The sequence below is a fragment of the Amycolatopsis sp. A133 genome, assembly GCF_031082405.1.
GTDB lineage: Bacteria > Actinomycetota > Actinomycetes > Mycobacteriales > Pseudonocardiaceae > Amycolatopsis.
The window spans coordinates 652,606-665,965 of sequence record NZ_JAVHJU010000004.1 but is presented as its reverse complement, the minus strand read 5'-3'; the positions used below and the strand labels follow the sequence as shown (position 1 = coordinate 665,965).

14 protein-coding genes are annotated in these 13,360 nt (G+C 72.0%); 5 read left to right on the top strand and 9 right to left on the bottom strand.

All coding sequences use genetic code 11. From position 1 onward, the window contains the following. Positions 1-92 precede the first annotated feature (92 nt). From cysC to Q5425_RS07255, 5 genes are all read right to left on the bottom strand, one after another. Positions 93-614 (bottom strand): adenylyl-sulfate kinase, encoded by a 522-nt coding sequence (cysC, locus tag Q5425_RS07275; protein WP_308671318.1) that lies wholly within the window; start codon positions 612-614, stop codon positions 93-95. Beyond that, positions 611-1,954 (bottom strand): FAD/NAD(P)-binding protein, encoded by a 1,344-nt coding sequence (locus Q5425_RS07270; protein ID WP_308671317.1) that lies wholly within the window; start codon positions 1,952-1,954, stop codon positions 611-613. The genes cysC and Q5425_RS07270 overlap by 4 nt, the downstream gene beginning before the upstream one ends. Positions 1,955-2,023: 69 nt before the next feature. Then, positions 2,024-2,827: a tyrosine-protein phosphatase gene (locus Q5425_RS07265; RefSeq protein WP_308671316.1), complete on the bottom strand. Its 804-nt coding sequence runs from the start codon at positions 2,825-2,827 to the stop codon at positions 2,024-2,026. After that, entirely contained in the window at positions 2,824-3,009 is a 186-nt protein-coding gene (locus Q5425_RS07260) for a hypothetical protein (protein ID WP_308671315.1), read from the bottom strand. The genes Q5425_RS07265 and Q5425_RS07260 overlap by 4 nt, the downstream gene beginning before the upstream one ends. After that, positions 3,006-4,061: a glucose-1-phosphate thymidylyltransferase gene (locus Q5425_RS07255; RefSeq protein WP_308671314.1), complete on the bottom strand. Its 1,056-nt coding sequence runs from the start codon at positions 4,059-4,061 to the stop codon at positions 3,006-3,008. Before Q5425_RS07255 ends, Q5425_RS07260 begins: the two co-directional genes overlap by 4 nt. Before the next feature lie 118 nt (positions 4,062-4,179). Here Q5425_RS07255 and Q5425_RS07250 point away from each other — a divergent pair, with 118 nt between their 5' ends. Then, the gene (locus Q5425_RS07250) at positions 4,180-5,013 is read left to right on the top strand and encodes an LLM class flavin-dependent oxidoreductase (protein WP_308671313.1); all 834 of its coding nucleotides are present in this window, start codon (positions 4,180-4,182) and stop codon (positions 5,011-5,013) included. A gap of 7 nt (positions 5,014-5,020) precedes the next feature. On the opposite strand, the gene Q5425_RS07245 is transcribed toward Q5425_RS07250, so the two are convergent. Genes Q5425_RS07245 through Q5425_RS07230 form a run of 4 tightly spaced genes read right to left on the bottom strand, consistent with a single transcriptional unit; the run spans position 5,021 to position 9,118 of the window. Continuing rightward, complete coding sequence (locus Q5425_RS07245; protein WP_308671312.1) at positions 5,021-5,623, bottom strand: helix-turn-helix transcriptional regulator; 603 nt, start codon at positions 5,621-5,623, stop codon at positions 5,021-5,023. Next, positions 5,620-7,200 (bottom strand): FAD-dependent oxidoreductase, encoded by a 1,581-nt coding sequence (locus Q5425_RS07240; protein ID WP_308671311.1) that lies wholly within the window; start codon positions 7,198-7,200, stop codon positions 5,620-5,622. The genes Q5425_RS07245 and Q5425_RS07240 overlap by 4 nt, the downstream gene beginning before the upstream one ends. A 21-nt stretch (positions 7,201-7,221) precedes the next feature. Next, positions 7,222-7,863, bottom strand: a complete 642-nt coding sequence (locus Q5425_RS07235) for a class I SAM-dependent methyltransferase (protein ID WP_308671310.1) — start codon at positions 7,861-7,863, stop codon at positions 7,222-7,224. Further along, positions 7,838-9,118, bottom strand: a complete 1,281-nt coding sequence (locus Q5425_RS07230; protein ID WP_308671309.1) for a nucleotide disphospho-sugar-binding domain-containing protein — start codon at positions 9,116-9,118, stop codon at positions 7,838-7,840. The genes Q5425_RS07235 and Q5425_RS07230 overlap by 26 nt, the downstream gene beginning before the upstream one ends. A 34-nt stretch (positions 9,119-9,152) precedes the next feature. Here Q5425_RS07230 and Q5425_RS07225 point away from each other — a divergent pair, with 34 nt between their 5' ends. From Q5425_RS07225 to Q5425_RS07210, 4 genes are all read left to right on the top strand, one after another. Beyond that, positions 9,153-9,812, top strand: a complete 660-nt coding sequence (locus Q5425_RS07225) for an SDR family NAD(P)-dependent oxidoreductase (RefSeq protein ID WP_308671308.1) — start codon at positions 9,153-9,155, stop codon at positions 9,810-9,812. 244 nt (positions 9,813-10,056) lie between these two features. Continuing rightward, positions 10,057-10,755 (top strand): LmbU family transcriptional regulator, encoded by a 699-nt coding sequence (locus tag Q5425_RS07220; RefSeq protein WP_308671307.1) that lies wholly within the window; start codon positions 10,057-10,059, stop codon positions 10,753-10,755. Between the two features lie 450 nt (positions 10,756-11,205). Continuing rightward, on the top strand, positions 11,206-12,933 hold the full coding sequence (locus Q5425_RS07215) for a BTAD domain-containing putative transcriptional regulator (protein WP_308671306.1): 1,728 nt from the start codon (positions 11,206-11,208) through the stop codon (positions 12,931-12,933). A gap of 103 nt (positions 12,934-13,036) precedes the next feature. Next, complete coding sequence (locus Q5425_RS07210; protein ID WP_308671305.1) at positions 13,037-13,360, top strand: TcmI family type II polyketide cyclase; 324 nt, start codon at positions 13,037-13,039, stop codon at positions 13,358-13,360.

The window sequence follows — 13,360 nt, the reverse complement described above, 5'->3', positions numbered from 1 at the left end:
GTCCTCCGAGCTCGATGCCGGTCCGCGGCAGGCGACTTGGTGTAGTGCGGACCCGGGGAAACCACGGCGCTCGACCGACGCACAGCGCGCGGTCACGTCGACAGCAGCTCGTACACGGCACGGATGGACGCCTGGACGGGCTGCCGGTGGGCGGGGACACGCAGCTCGGGCCGCGCGGGCGGCTCGTACGGGGCGTCCACCCCGGTCAGGCCGGTCAGGTCGCCGGACTTCTGGCGTGCGTACAACCCTTTCACGTCCCGGCTCGCGCACACGCTCACCGGGGTGGCCACGTACACTTCCAGGAACGAAATGCCCTGTTCGGCGTGCCGGGCCCGGATCTTGTCCCGGCCCGCCGCGTAGGGCGCGATCACCGGCACCAGTACCGTGATCCCGTTGCGCGCCAGCAGGACCGCCACGTACCCGATCCGGCGGACGTTCTCCTCGCGGTCCGCGCGGCCGAACCCGAGATCGGGCGTGAGGTGGCGACGGATCTCGTCACCGTCGAGAACCTCGACCGGAGTTCCGTCGGCCCGCAGCAGCCGGGCGACCCCCTGCGCGATGGTGGACTTCCCCGCGCTCGGCAGCCCGGTGAGCCACACCGTCCGCCCGGTCACGCGGGCCGGCCCTCCCCGTCGTCGACGGAGATGACGTCGGCGACCAGCGAGCGGGCGAGGTCGTCGGCGGCCCGCCTGATCTCGGGGATGGCCGTCGTTTCCCAGAGGTCGCCCTTGCGCGGCGCGCCCAGCGTCCACAGTGGTGCGTTCGTCGGCCGGAGCCGGCCGTCGGGAGCGGTCGCGAGGCCGATGCCCAGCGGCCCGGGTGCGGCCAGACCGTCCGCCACGAGCCGGGCCACCAGGGGGTTCCGCTTGGCGTCGGGGTCCGGACCGGTGCAGTTGACCACGGCACCCACCCGGACGCGGCCGCCGGTCAGTGCCACCTCGCCACCTTCGGCGGCCAGCACCTCGCCCCGGCTGACGGTGAGCCGTCCCGCACGCCGGATCCGCGCCAGCCCGGCGGCCGACGACGGTGGCATGCGATGGCGGAGCACCTCCCAATACGCGTGGTCCTCGGCGAGGAACCGCCGTCGGTCGGCGGCGGAAAGCCGCTGCCACAGTTCGGCGGTCCGCGGCCGGATCCCGTCGACGGCCGGGCGCCAGTCGCGCGTCTCGCGCAGGCACTTCCCGAGGTGGTCGCGAACCAGCAGCCGCAACGAAGCCAGGTCGTCCGCAGTGCCCGGCAGCGCCACCGGGGGCACCGGCGCCGCCGCGTGCGGACGGGGGAGGAGACCGTGCCGGGACACCGCGTGGAGCACCCGTCCGGGCCGATCGAGCGTCAGGGCCATGTCGACCATGGTCAGCCCGGTGCCGACCAGCAGGACGTCCTCGGCGGGCGGAATGTCTTCCAGTGCGCCGGGAACCCACGGGTCGGCGACGAACCGTCCACCGGCGCGGAGGGAGTCCGGTGCCCACCTGACGCCGGGGGAGCCTGCCCCGATCGCGAGGACGGCCGCCGCCGCGAACCGCACGCCGGACCCCGACTCCAGGCTCAGCCCCGGGGACCTGCGCCGGATACGGGCGACTTCCTCGCGGACCCGCCACAGCCGGCCGGGTTCGCTGTGGCGGGCGACGGCCCGCAGGTAGCCGGCCAGGTAGGCGCCGAAGTGCTCCCGCGCGACGAACTCGCCGGGCGGGCCCCCGGTCCACCTCGCGAAGCCGGCCGGGTCGTCGGTGGTGGCACCCAGCTTCCCGGCGGGGACGTTGAGCAGGTGCTCGGGGGCCCGTGTCCCGTAGGCGACCCCGTGGCCGGGCTCACCCGGGCCGATGAGCACGACGTCGAGGGGTATCCGCCGCCGGGCCGCCAGGTCGAGGAGCCGGCCGGCGACAAGGACCCCGGCGGCACCCGCGCCGACCACCGCGACGCTCTTCCGGCCGGGCGCCGGCTTGGTCGGGCTCATCCACCGAAGATATTCCCGCCGCTGGTGTCCTGGTCGGAACCGCCTCGAGCCGGGAGGAGCCGGGGCGGCCTAAGCGAGTGTGAGCATGCCGGTGCGGATCCGGAGGATCGTGAGGAGGCTCAGTTCGAGGCCCTGGACGAGGAACGCGGTGAACGAACCGTACTTCCGGGTCGCCTCCGCGAACGCCTCGTCGAGGTACTCGGGGTAGGCGTAAATCCCGCCCAGGGCGTCGTTGCTGCGCAGGTATTCGGCGTACACCGTGTCCTTGTCCACGCCCAGCAGCGTCAGCAGCACGGCGGTGAGCCAGCCGCTGCGGTGGGCGCCGGCGCTGTCGTGGTAGGTCAGCGGGCGTTCGGCCGCGGAGGCGATCCGCTGCAGGGTCCGGCCGAACCCCTTCCGCCAGCTGTCGTTGTCGACGTAGCCGCGGTAGATGTCGAGCAGCGCCGGGTCGACGGCCGCGGTCGTCGCGGCCCCGGTGTTGTGCGGCGGAGCGGTTTCCCCGATGGGGGTCGAGATCGGGACGACACCGGCCGGCAGCCGGTCCGGTCCCTGCGACGTGAGTTCGGCGGCCGTGCGGAAGTCGACGACTTCCTTGAGGCCCAGCGCGGCCAGCTGGCTCAGGCCGAGCGGCGTCAGGTACGCCAGCGTGCCCGACCGGTAGACCTGCCCGCACCGCACGGTGGCCCCTTCGACCGTGCGGTAGCCGCCGACGTCCCGGACGTTGAGGGCTCCTTCGATGGGGATGAGCGTGCCTGGCACCCGGCTGCCCGCCGGGGGCGAGCTCGCCGCGCCGGCGTTCTCGGCGAAGACGAAGCCCGCCGCGACGGCGGCGCAGCCCGCTTTGACGAAGGTGCGTCTGCTGGTGGCATTCATGTCGGCCTCCGGTCGGGGTGGTGGGACGATCGATCGGTCGGGGGGTCGGTGGCGCCGTTCTCGGAAGGGAACTGCTGTGGCGGGTCGTCCTCGTCGGCCGGCGGCAGCAGGAAGCCCGCCGGTGCCGCCAGTGCGGCCAGGCCCAGGAAGAATTCCCGCAGCAGCCCGCGCTCCCCGGTCATCGCTCCACCCGGATCACCGCGTCGTCGCCGACCACGAGCCGGGTGCTCGGCCCGGCCTCCACCCGGGCGCCGCGCCCGATGAGGCAGGACGTCAGGTGCCGGACGCCGGAGAGCCTCGCGCCGTCCAGCACCACCGACGAGTCGATGCCGGCCCGGTCGATGCGGCAGTCGTCGCCGATGGCGGTGTACGGGCCGAGGTAGCTGTCGGTGACGGTGCTGCCGGTGCCGACGACGACCGGTCCGATGACCCGCGACCGGCTGACGGACGCGCCTTCCCGGACGACGACCCGGCCGATGAGCTCGGACTCCGTGTCGACCTTGCCGTCGACGGCGCCCTGCTGCAGGTCCAGCAGGGCGTGGTTGCACGCCAGCAGGTCGGCGACGTTCCCGGTGTCGGTCCAGTGGCCGTTGTACTCGTAGGCTCGCACGTCCCGGCCGGTCGTGAGCAGCCACTCGATCGCGTCGGTGATCTCCCATTCGCCCCGCGTGCTCGGCTTGATCGCGCGGACCGCCGCGTGCACGAGCGGTGTGAAGAAGTAGACGCCGACCAGGGCCAGGTTGCTCGGCGGGGTCGGGGACTTCTCGACGACGTGCACCGGGCGTCCCGCGCCGTCGAGTTCCGCGACGCCGTACTGGGTGGGATCGGCGACGTGCGACACCACGATCGCGGCGTCCGGGCGGTCGCGCCTGAAGCCGGCCGCCAGTTCGTCGATACCGTCCGCGAGGACGTTGTCGCCCAGGTACATCACGAAGTCGTCGTCACCGAGGAACGACCGGGCGACCACCACCGCGTGCGCCAGGCCGAGTGGTTCCGGCTGGTGCAGGTAGGTGACCTCGAGGCCGAACCCGGAGCCGTCGCCGACCGATCCGGCGATGGCTTTCGCGTGGTCGCCGACGATGATGCCGACCTCGCGGACCCCGGCCCGCGCGATCGAGGCGAGGCAGTGGTGGAGAACCGGCCTGCCCCCGACCGGGACCAGCTGTTTCGCGATGGTGTGGCTGATCGGCCGCAGCCGGGTGCCGATGCCGCCGGCCAGCACGAGTGCTTTCATGACCGAACTCCTCTCCCCTGCATTTCGGCGGGGATCGTGGCGAGCGGCCGTCCAGGCCTGCTCAAGCAGCGCTTGAGCGGATCTCTGCAGGCTGCGGGCCATGACGAGCGGAGCTGGCATGAGGATCGGGATCGGTCTCCCGGCGCACGCGCCGGGAATGACGGCGCGGCGGGCGGCCGACTGGGCCCGGGCCGCGGAGGAGGACGGCTTCTCCACGCTGGGAGTCACCGACCGGGTGGCCTACGCGAACTGCGACCCGCTGGTCGCGCTGGCCGCGGCGGCGGCGCGGACGAGCCGGATCCGGCTCGCCACGACGGTGCTGCTGGCGGCGGCCCGCGGTGACGCCGTGCCGCTGGCGAAACAGGCCGCGTCGCTGGCCGCGCTGACCGCCGGGCGGTTCGTCCTCGGGGTCGCCGCGGGCGGCCGGGCCGACGACTACGAGCTGTGCGGGGTGCCGTACCGGGAACGCGGCCGCAGGCTCGACGCCATGCTCGGCCGGATGAACGAGGTGTGGTCCGGTGACGTGGTCGGGCCGCGTGCGCGGCCGACGGTGATCGTCGGCGGCCACTCACCGGCCGCGATGCGGCGGGCCGCCCGGTTCGGGGCGGGCTGGATCGGCGGCGGGACGTCCGCGACAGGTTACGCCGAACTGGCCGCCCGGGCGCGGACCGCCTGGGCTGGGGAAGACCGCACCGACCGGCCGTGGCTGATGGGCCAGCTCTACTTCGCGCTGGGCCCGGAGGCCGACGTCCGGGCCGCCCGGTACCTGCACGACTACTTCGCCTTCGCGGGGGAGTGGGCCAAGGTCGTGGCCCGGCAGGCGCTGACCAGCCCGGCCGCGATCAGGGCCAAGGTCGCGGAGTACGCCGACGCGGGCTGCGACGAGCTGATCCTGATGCCCTGCGCGGCCGGCACCGAACAGGTGCACCGGCTCGCCGACGTGACGTGCTGACGCCGGCTCACACCGAGAGGATCGACGGGTCGCGCAGGATGGCTTCCGGGTCCCAGCCCAGCCGGCTCGAGGCGATCTCCGCCCCGAGCCGGTCGACCCAGTCGAGTTCGGCCTGACGGAGTTTCTGCGTGTACTCCCATTCCAGCAGCGCCAGGCGGTGCACGTGGGTCTTGCCGAGGTCGAGCATGGTCTCGACCTCGGCCAGTTCGGCGCGCAACCGGCTCGCCCTGGTCGCCAGCAGCCGAGCGACCGTCTCCGGAGTCATCCTGACCGCGAACGACAGGGCGATGGTGAACGGCAGCCGGTCCTCCGTCGGCGTCATCAGCAGGTCGGTCAGCTCCTCGTAGAACCGCCGGGTGCCGTCCTCGGTGATCTCGTACACCGACCGCTCCGGCCGCCGTCCGTCCCGGCTCGTCTCGACCAGCCGCACCAGGCCGTCCGCGGCGAGCCGGTCGACGGCGTGGTACACGCTGCGCGGGAGACCGGTCACGAAGGCCATCTTCCTGGTCCGGATCTCCCGGTTCAGGTTGTACGTGTGACTGGGACCTTCCAGGAGCAGGCCGAGCACGGTCAGCGCGACGATCTCACGCGAAGTCAACGAACGGGTCACAGGCTCAATACTGACCGAAGGGCGGTACGGAGTGCACGCTCGGGCTCCTCAGCCGGGGCTTCGGCACGCCAGGCCACGAAGCCGTCCGGACGGACCAGCAGCGCGCCGCCCGCCCCGATCCCGGTGGCGGCGGCCCACGCGCCTTCGGTGTCCACCAGGTCGCCGCCGGCTCCGATCCGGTAGGCGCGCACCGGCGTGCCGCACCGGTCGGCGGCCCGCAGCCACGGCTCGCCCTGGGTGCCGGTGAACAGAACGAACCCGTCGTGCACGAGGTCGAGCGTCGAGACCGTCCGGCCGTCGCGGCGCACCCAGACGTGCGGCACCCGCGTGCCCGGCGCTCCGGTCAGCTCGAACCGGTCCGGCAGCGGCGGGCCGTCCCCGGCACCGAGCACTGCGTCCGAGGAGTAGCGGTAGCCGAGGGTGACGATCAGGTCCTCCTTCATCAACGCCCGGTCCGCGCTCGAGCTGGTGCCGTTGCGGAGCCGGTTGCGCAGCACCGCCTGCGCGGCCATGGCCGCGCCGAGCGGCCGCCGTTCCGCGTCGTAGGAGGACAGCAGCCCGGGGCCGGCCCAGCCGCGCAGCACCGCGGCGATCTTCCAGGCCAGGTTGTGGGCGTCGTGGATGCCGGTGTTGGCGCCGAACCCGCCGGCCGGCGGGTGGACGTGCGCCGCGTCCCCGGCCAGCAGCACCCGGCCGATCCGGAACTCTTCCGCGATCCGGTGCGCGGCTTCCCACGGGCTGGTGGCCACGATCTCCACGTCGAGGTCGGGCCGGCCCGCGGCCCGGCGGATGAGGTCCACGCAGTGCTCGGTCGTGAAGTCGGCCGCGCCTTGGCCCTCCTCGGGCCGGTAGAGCGCCGCGCACAGCCACGGATCGCGGCCGTGCAACCGGGACAGGGCCAGCGGCGGCTGGTGCTCGGTCGCGTAGCAGAGGATGAACTTCCGGCCGTCGAGCACCTGGTCGAGGTCGGCCCGGAAGTAGATGCTCATGGCCTTGAACAAGATGCCTTCGCCGGTCCGCGGGACCCTGAGCTTGGTGCGCACCAGGCTGCGCGAGCCGTCCGCGGCGACCAGGTAGTCGGCCCGGATCCGCAGGGTGCGTCCCGCGTGCTCGACGAGTGCGGTCACCCCGTCCTCGTCCTGCTCCAGGTCGACGAGCCGGTGCCCGAACCGCACGTGCGCGCCGGCTTCGGCCGCCGCGTTCAGGAGGATCGGCTCGTACATGTCCTGCCCGCAGCCGACCACCCGGGCGGGACTGATCTCCGGGCCGTCGAGCCGGGGCGTCTCGATGGCCTCGGCTTCGGCTATCCGGGCGAGGGTCGGCACCTTCAGGATGCCGCCCTCGAAGTACTTCGCCGAGTCCGGCATTTCGATGTCCCGGATCGCCGGTTCGATCCCCGCCCAGCGGAAGATCTCCATGGTTCTGGCCTGCAGGCCGGGGGCGCGCGGCAGCTCCGACGTGCCGTCCCGGCGTTCGACGAGGGTCGGCTGGATCCCCTGCCGGGCCAGGAAGAGCGCCGTGCACAGGCCGACCGGGCCGCCACCGACGACCAGGACGGAGGTACGTACGTCGTACATGGGGTTGCCTCCCTGGGAGTGTCAGCCGGCCCGACGGCAGGCGAACGCGACGAAGTAGCGGGTGGCGGTCACATCGAGCACCTCGTCGAACGTCTCGCGCAGCAGCGGCTCCACCTGCCGGGAGCGCAGCAGCTGGGTGCGGTAGGAGGCCCACCGCAGCCGGCCGCGGCTGACGTTCATGGCCAGCGCGTTCGCGAGGAACAACGCGCAGCGGCCGAGGTGGCCCACCGGCCCGTTGCGGCTGCGCTGGTACTCGTGGAAGTTGTCCAGGGTCCACAGGTTGCCGATGAACGTCCCGCCGGGCTCGACCAGCTCGCTCATCCGCTTCAGCACCTGGCGGACGTCGCCGAGGTGGTGGATCGCGTCGACGCACATCACCAGCGGCGCCGGGGCCGGGGTGTCATCGGTCCAGAAGTCCCCCTGCACCAGTTCCAGGCCCGGGTGGTCCACCCGGGCCCCGGCGCGCCTCAGGGCGTGCTCGGAGATGTCCGTCGCGACGATGCGCCCGGCCTTGGTCAGCTCGGCGGCCATCGCGGTGAATTCGCCGGTGCCGCAGGCGATTTCGAGCACGCGGTCGACATCGGCACCGTATGCGGTGAGGTAATCGGCGATGCGGGCCTTCTGGACGCGGAAGTCGTCACCGATGTCCGGCCGGGCCTCCACTTCGTCCCGGTCCCAGAACCGGGCGGCCCAGTACGCGCGGCCTTCCGGCGGATACTTCCTGATCAGACGGTGACCCGCATCGACCATCGCTTCGGCGAGCATGGATGTCCCCTTCGAACGGTGAAATCGCCATGGCCACTTCGGCAGGCGACGGCTGGGCGAGCATTTCGGCGCGCAGCTTCCCGGCTGCGGTGGCTCGGGCGGGATCGTCGAGCACGGCCGTCACGGCGGCCTCGAGCCCGGTCAGGTCCGGCGGCACCACGATCGCGCTTCCGGTTGCGGCGAGCCGGGCCGCGTGCGCGCGGTGGTCCGGTAGTTGCGGAACCAGGACCTGGGGCAGGCCGGCGGCGAGCGCGGTGAGCATGCTCCCGGCGCCACCGTGGGCGATCACGGCCCGGCAGTGCGGCAGCAACCGGTGCAGCGGCACCGATTCGACGATCCGGACCGACGGCGGCGGCGAGGGGAGCAGGGCGCGCTGCGCCGGGGTCACCGCGACGACGATCTCCACGTCCGTGCGGTGGGCGAGGGCGGAAACCACCGGGTCCGCAAGGAAGAACCGGGCCCCGAGTCGTGACATCGTGTGTCCCCACGTCACGCAGATCCGCTGACGGTTCCGCGGGGGCCCGGACAGCCGGACCGGCCGGCCGGGGCCGTTGTACGGGACGTACCGCATGGCCTGCTCGGCTCCGCCGTCGCGCAGGCTGGGCGGCAAGGGACTGATGGCCGGGGTGGCATAGGGATCGGCCCCGGGCACCCCGAGCCGCCCGGCGAGCGGTCCCAGTGCCGAAACGACGTCGTCCCGGAACGCCGAGAGCAGGTCGAGCCCGTAGAGCAGCCGCCGCACCGGCGTGCCGGAGACCGCCGCGGCGAGTGGCCCGGCCCAGCAGGTCGGATCCGACACCACCAGATCCGGTTGCCACCGGCGGACTTCGTCGACCAGGTCGCCGGCCATGGCCTCGGCGACCGCGCCGAACACCGACAGCACGCGGGGCGGTCCCGGCTTCCGCCCGCCCGTGAGGATGTCCCGGAACATCGAGACGGTGTCCACGTCCCGGCCGGCCGGGCGGGCGGGCAACCCGGCCGCGCGTACGGCGGGGAGAAGCCCGGGCTGGGTGGCGACCCGTACGTGGTGTCCCGTGGCGCGCAGCGCTTTCGCCAGCGGCACCATGGCATACAGGTGCGACGGCCAGGCCCAGGTGGTGAACAGCACGCGCATGGCGGCGAGGTTGGCCAGGCGGTCTCGAAACGCGTTCAAGCATCACTTGAGGCCTCGTGCCTAGCTTGCGGCCATGGCTACGAACAGAAGAGTGCTGGTGACCGGGGCCAACCGCGGCCTCGGCGCCGCCATCGCCGACCTGCTGCGCGAACGCGGGCACGATGTCGTGCCCGGCGTGCGGGATCCCGCCGTCGCGGCGGAAATCGGGGGTGTCCACCTCGACGTCACCGACGCCGCCGGCGTCGCGGAGGCGGCGCGGGCGGTGGGCCCGATCGACGTGCTGGTCAACAATGCGGGCATCCTGGTGCCGTCCCCGCAGTCACCCTCGGCGGTGCCGATCGACCTGGTGCGCGCTCACCTGGAGGTGAACGCGCTCGGCGCCTGGCGGGTTTCGCAGGCGTTCACACCCGGGATGGTCCGGCGCGGCTGGGGCAGGATCGTGATGGTGTCGAGCGGGACCGGCGCGTTCGGCAACGGATTGCAGCACGGGCTCTCCGCGTACGCCGTGTCCAAGGTGGCGCTCAACGCGCTGACTGTCATGCTGGCGGCCGAACTCGAGGGCACGGGCGTCCTGGTCAACGCGGTCAACCCGGGACTGGTCCGCACGAGGATGCGCCCGGACGCCCAGCGAACCGCGCGTGAGGCGGCGGCCGACGTCGTGTGGGCGGCGACGCTCGAAGACGACGGCCCGACGGGCGGCTTTTTCCGCGGTGAGCGCCGTATCGATTGGTGAATCGACCTCCGGCGGTGACCGGACCGGCTGATTCTCGTGCTGCATAGCGCTTTCGGCACAGTTTTTGGCAGTCGGCGAAAAAGATCACCCCGGAACGGTGCCGGTACTGGGATCCGCCTGGCTGTCGAATGGGCGCCCGGGTGCCGCGGAGCCTTCTTGTGCCTCGCCGCGGACGCGGATAGCATGTTCCGGATCAAGATCGGGAAGATCCGTCGGATCTTATCGCGGCCTTGTCGTCGGCTTGATGCTCGGCCTTGGGGGGATTCTGGCAATGCGCGACCGGACAAACCAGGACAACAATGGCAGACCCTATGGCGGAACCTCCGGCGGACAGGTCCAGCCGTCGCGGAATGGTACCACCAGATGGGAGCAAGTCCTCATCACCCGGGTCGGACTCGACATTCCCGCAGGTCTTCCGTTCGACCGGTGGGAGCGTGCCGGGTATCAGCTTTCCGGCATCGCCGACTCGTCCGCCTGGTGCCTGGGTGACTGGCTGATCTACGGGAAAACGCACTACGCCGACCGTTACAAGCTGGCCGTCGACGCGGTTGCCCTCGACTACCAGACCCTCCGGAACTACGCGTGGGTTGCGCGCCGGTTCGACAGCGGCAGGCGGCGGGACCGGCTCAGTTTCCAGCACCACGCGGAAGTCGCCGCGCTGCCGGTCGAAGAACAGGAAAAGTGGCTCGACCGCGCCGTCGAGTCGATGTGGTCGGTGAAGCACCTGCGCGCTCAGCTCAAGGGCGAGCGGACCGCCGGCCGGGGCCGGGCTGCGGGCCTGCTGCTGCCGCGGATCGAGGTGGCCCGCGCGCGGTTCCAGCGGTGGCAGGCGGCGGCGGAGAATTCGGGTGCCGACCTCGACCACTGGATGGTGAGCATGCTGGACCGGGCCGCCGCGCAGACGCTGGACGGGCACGCCGGCGAGCGCCAGGCCGGGCGCTGACCGCCGCCTCGACGCGGTTCCGGCCGGCGTTGGGCCGACTGCCGCGGCCGATGCCACCGGTTGGCGGGCACCAGGCGTCCCGTCGACGGGACACCTTGTCACGAGTGTGGCGTAGCTGCACTATTGCAGATGTAGGCATGGTGCGGACCAGAAGGGCGCGGTGGGGGTGGCCGTCGCACTCCTCGTCGGTGCGCGCACGGGACCACCGCGCGCACCCGCAGGGCCCGGCCGGGACAGTGCGCCCGGTACCGGCCGGGGGCTAGAATCGAATGCGTTCCCGGTGGGGCGGGGACGAATTCAGGTTTCGCTTGGGAACTCCACCTTTGTGCACCCATTTTGTCGGTCGTTGCTCTTTCCGTGGGGGATGGTGTGAAATTTCAGGTACTGGGATCGCTTTCGGTGACTCAGGACGGAACCGTTCTGACGCCGACTGCTTTGAAATTGAGAAGTGTGCTCGCGTTGCTCGTCCTGCAGCACAACCGGGTGGTCTCGACCAACGCCCTCACCGAGGAGATCTGGCAGGATCCGCCCCCGCGCAGCGTGCTGACCACCTTGCAGACCTACATCTATCAGCTCAGGAAGCTGTTGACTTCCGGTGAGTCCCAGCAGGGCATGCTGATCACCCGCCCGTCGGGCTACCTCGCGGCGATCGATCCGGAGGATCTCGACGTGTTCGTCTTCGAGCGGCTGATCCAGCAGGGCAGCGCGCTGTTGGACGACGGCGACCCCGTCCGGGCCGCGACCCGGTTGCGGGAAGCGCTTGCACTCTGGCGCGGGCCGGTGCTCACCGACGTGCAGTGCGGCCCGATCCTGGAGGCGCACGCCGTGCGGCTGCAGGAAAGCCAGCTCCAGGCCGTCGAGCTGCGGATCGAGGCCGACTTGCGGCTGGGCCGGCATCGCGCCCTGATCAGCGAGCTGCGTTCACTGATCAGCGAACACCCCTTGCACGAGCGGTTCTACTCGCAGCTGATGCTTTCGCTGTACCGCTCGGAACGGCGGTTCGAGGCGCTCGACGTCTACCAGCACCTGCACAGCGTCATCCGCCGCGAACTGGGTCTCGAGCCGTCCCCGTCGCTGCGGCGGCTGCAGCTGCGGATGCTCTCCGCCGACCCGCTGCTGGACACGCGGGCCAGTGCCGAGGGCATCGCGCGGGCCGGGGTGGTGCTGGCCCCCGCCCAGCTCCCGCCGAGCACGATGGACTTTTCGGGGCGGCAGGACGAACTCGCCACGATCAGGGAGAGCCTGACCGCGCACTCCGAGCTCGTTCCCAGCGCGCAGATCCTGCAGATCGTGGGCGCGGCGGGGGAAGGCAAGAGCGCGCTGGCGATCCAGGCGGCGCACCAACTGCGCGGCGCCTACCCCGACGGGCAGTTCTACGCCGAGCTTTCCGCAGGCGGTCGGCCCGCCGATCCGGCCGAAGTGCTCGCCGGCTTCCTGAGGGTCGTCGGCGTCCGGCAGCACGAGATCCCCGCGACCCTGGAGGAGCGGAGCCGGATGTTCCGCACGTGGAGCGCCGATCGCCGGGTGCTGCTGCTGCTCGACGGCGCCGCTTCCGCCGGGCAGGTGCAACCGCTGCTGCCGAGCGGCCGCCGGTGCGCCGTGCTGATCACCTCGCGGACGTTCCTGCACGGGCCGCTCGGGACGATGGCGATCGAACTCGGCGAGCTGGATCCGGTCGAGGCGGTGTCGATGCTCGCCCGCATCGTCGGCCGGAACCGGGTGGCCCGTGAACACGCGCAGGCGGAGCACACGGTCAGCCTGTGCGGGTACCTGCCGCTGGCGATCCGCGCGGTGGGCAACCAGTTGCGCCTGTCCCGGCACTGGCCGCTGGCCAAGTCGGTGGCCCGCCTGCAGGATCCGGCGGCCAGGCTGTCGGCCTTGAGCGCGGTCGGGGCCGACCTGCGAGCGGGTTTCGGCGACAGCTACCGGATGCTGGACGGGCGGGAACAGCGGCTGTTCCGGGAGATCGGCGGGCTCGGGCGGCCGGTGGTCACCGCGGCGGAGGCGGCCGATCTGCTCGCCGTCGACGAGCGCGACGCCGAGGCCGCCCTCGACCGGCTGGTGGAGGTCCGGCTGCTGCGCGCGGACGGGCCGTTCCTCTACCGGATACCGGAACTCGTCCGCATTTATTCCGGTGAGCTCGCCCGCGACGAAACCCGCGAGAAGGCGCCCTGCTGAATTGCCGCGCCGCGGTGTTCGAGCGGCACTTCAGCGGTCGTCCAGCCCGCTTCGCCAGTGTTCGCGGTGTCGAGCCACGCGCCTTGACCCCGAGGAGAACCCGGTGCTGCAAACCTTGATCGTCGCCCGGATGGATCCGGCTCAAGCCGGCGCGGTCGCGCGGATATTCGCCGAATCGGATGCGACCGGCCTGCCGGCACTCGTCGGCGTGACCGGCCGGACGCTCCTGCATTTCCACGGCCTTTACTTCCACGCCATCGAAGCCCGGCAAGACCCATTGCCCGAACTGGAGAAGGTCCGGCGACATCCCCTTTTCACGGAGGTGAACGCGGAACTCGGCCGGTACATCTCGCCGTTCGACCCGAGCACCTGGACCGAGCCGAAGGACGCCATGGCCACGCCGTTCTACCGGTGGCGAGCCCAGTAG

What these genes read in the sequence shown, in the direction of transcription:
- Q5425_RS07240 (WP_308671311.1), bottom strand. Translation starts at nt 7,200, where the DNA reads ATGTACGACGTACGTACCTCCGTCCTGGTCGTCGGTGGCGGCCCGGTC.
- Q5425_RS07255 (WP_308671314.1), bottom strand. Translation starts at nt 4,061, where the DNA reads ATGAAAGCACTCGTGCTGGCCGGCGGCATCGGCACCCGGCTGCGGCCG.
- Q5425_RS07260 (WP_308671315.1), bottom strand. Translation starts at nt 3,009, where the DNA reads ATGACCGGGGAGCGCGGGCTGCTGCGGGAATTCTTCCTGGGCCTGGCC.
- Q5425_RS07270 (WP_308671317.1), bottom strand. Translation starts at nt 1,954, where the DNA reads ATGAGCCCGACCAAGCCGGCGCCCGGCCGGAAGAGCGTCGCGGTGGTC.
- Q5425_RS07225 (WP_308671308.1), top strand. Translation starts at nt 9,153, where the DNA reads ATGGCTACGAACAGAAGAGTGCTGGTGACCGGGGCCAACCGCGGCCTC.
- Q5425_RS07250 (WP_308671313.1), top strand. Translation starts at nt 4,180, where the DNA reads ATGAGGATCGGGATCGGTCTCCCGGCGCACGCGCCGGGAATGACGGCG.
- Q5425_RS07265 (WP_308671316.1), bottom strand. Translation starts at nt 2,827, where the DNA reads ATGAATGCCACCAGCAGACGCACCTTCGTCAAAGCGGGCTGCGCCGCC.
- Q5425_RS07220 (WP_308671307.1), top strand. Translation starts at nt 10,057, where the DNA reads ATGCTCGGCCTTGGGGGGATTCTGGCAATGCGCGACCGGACAAACCAG.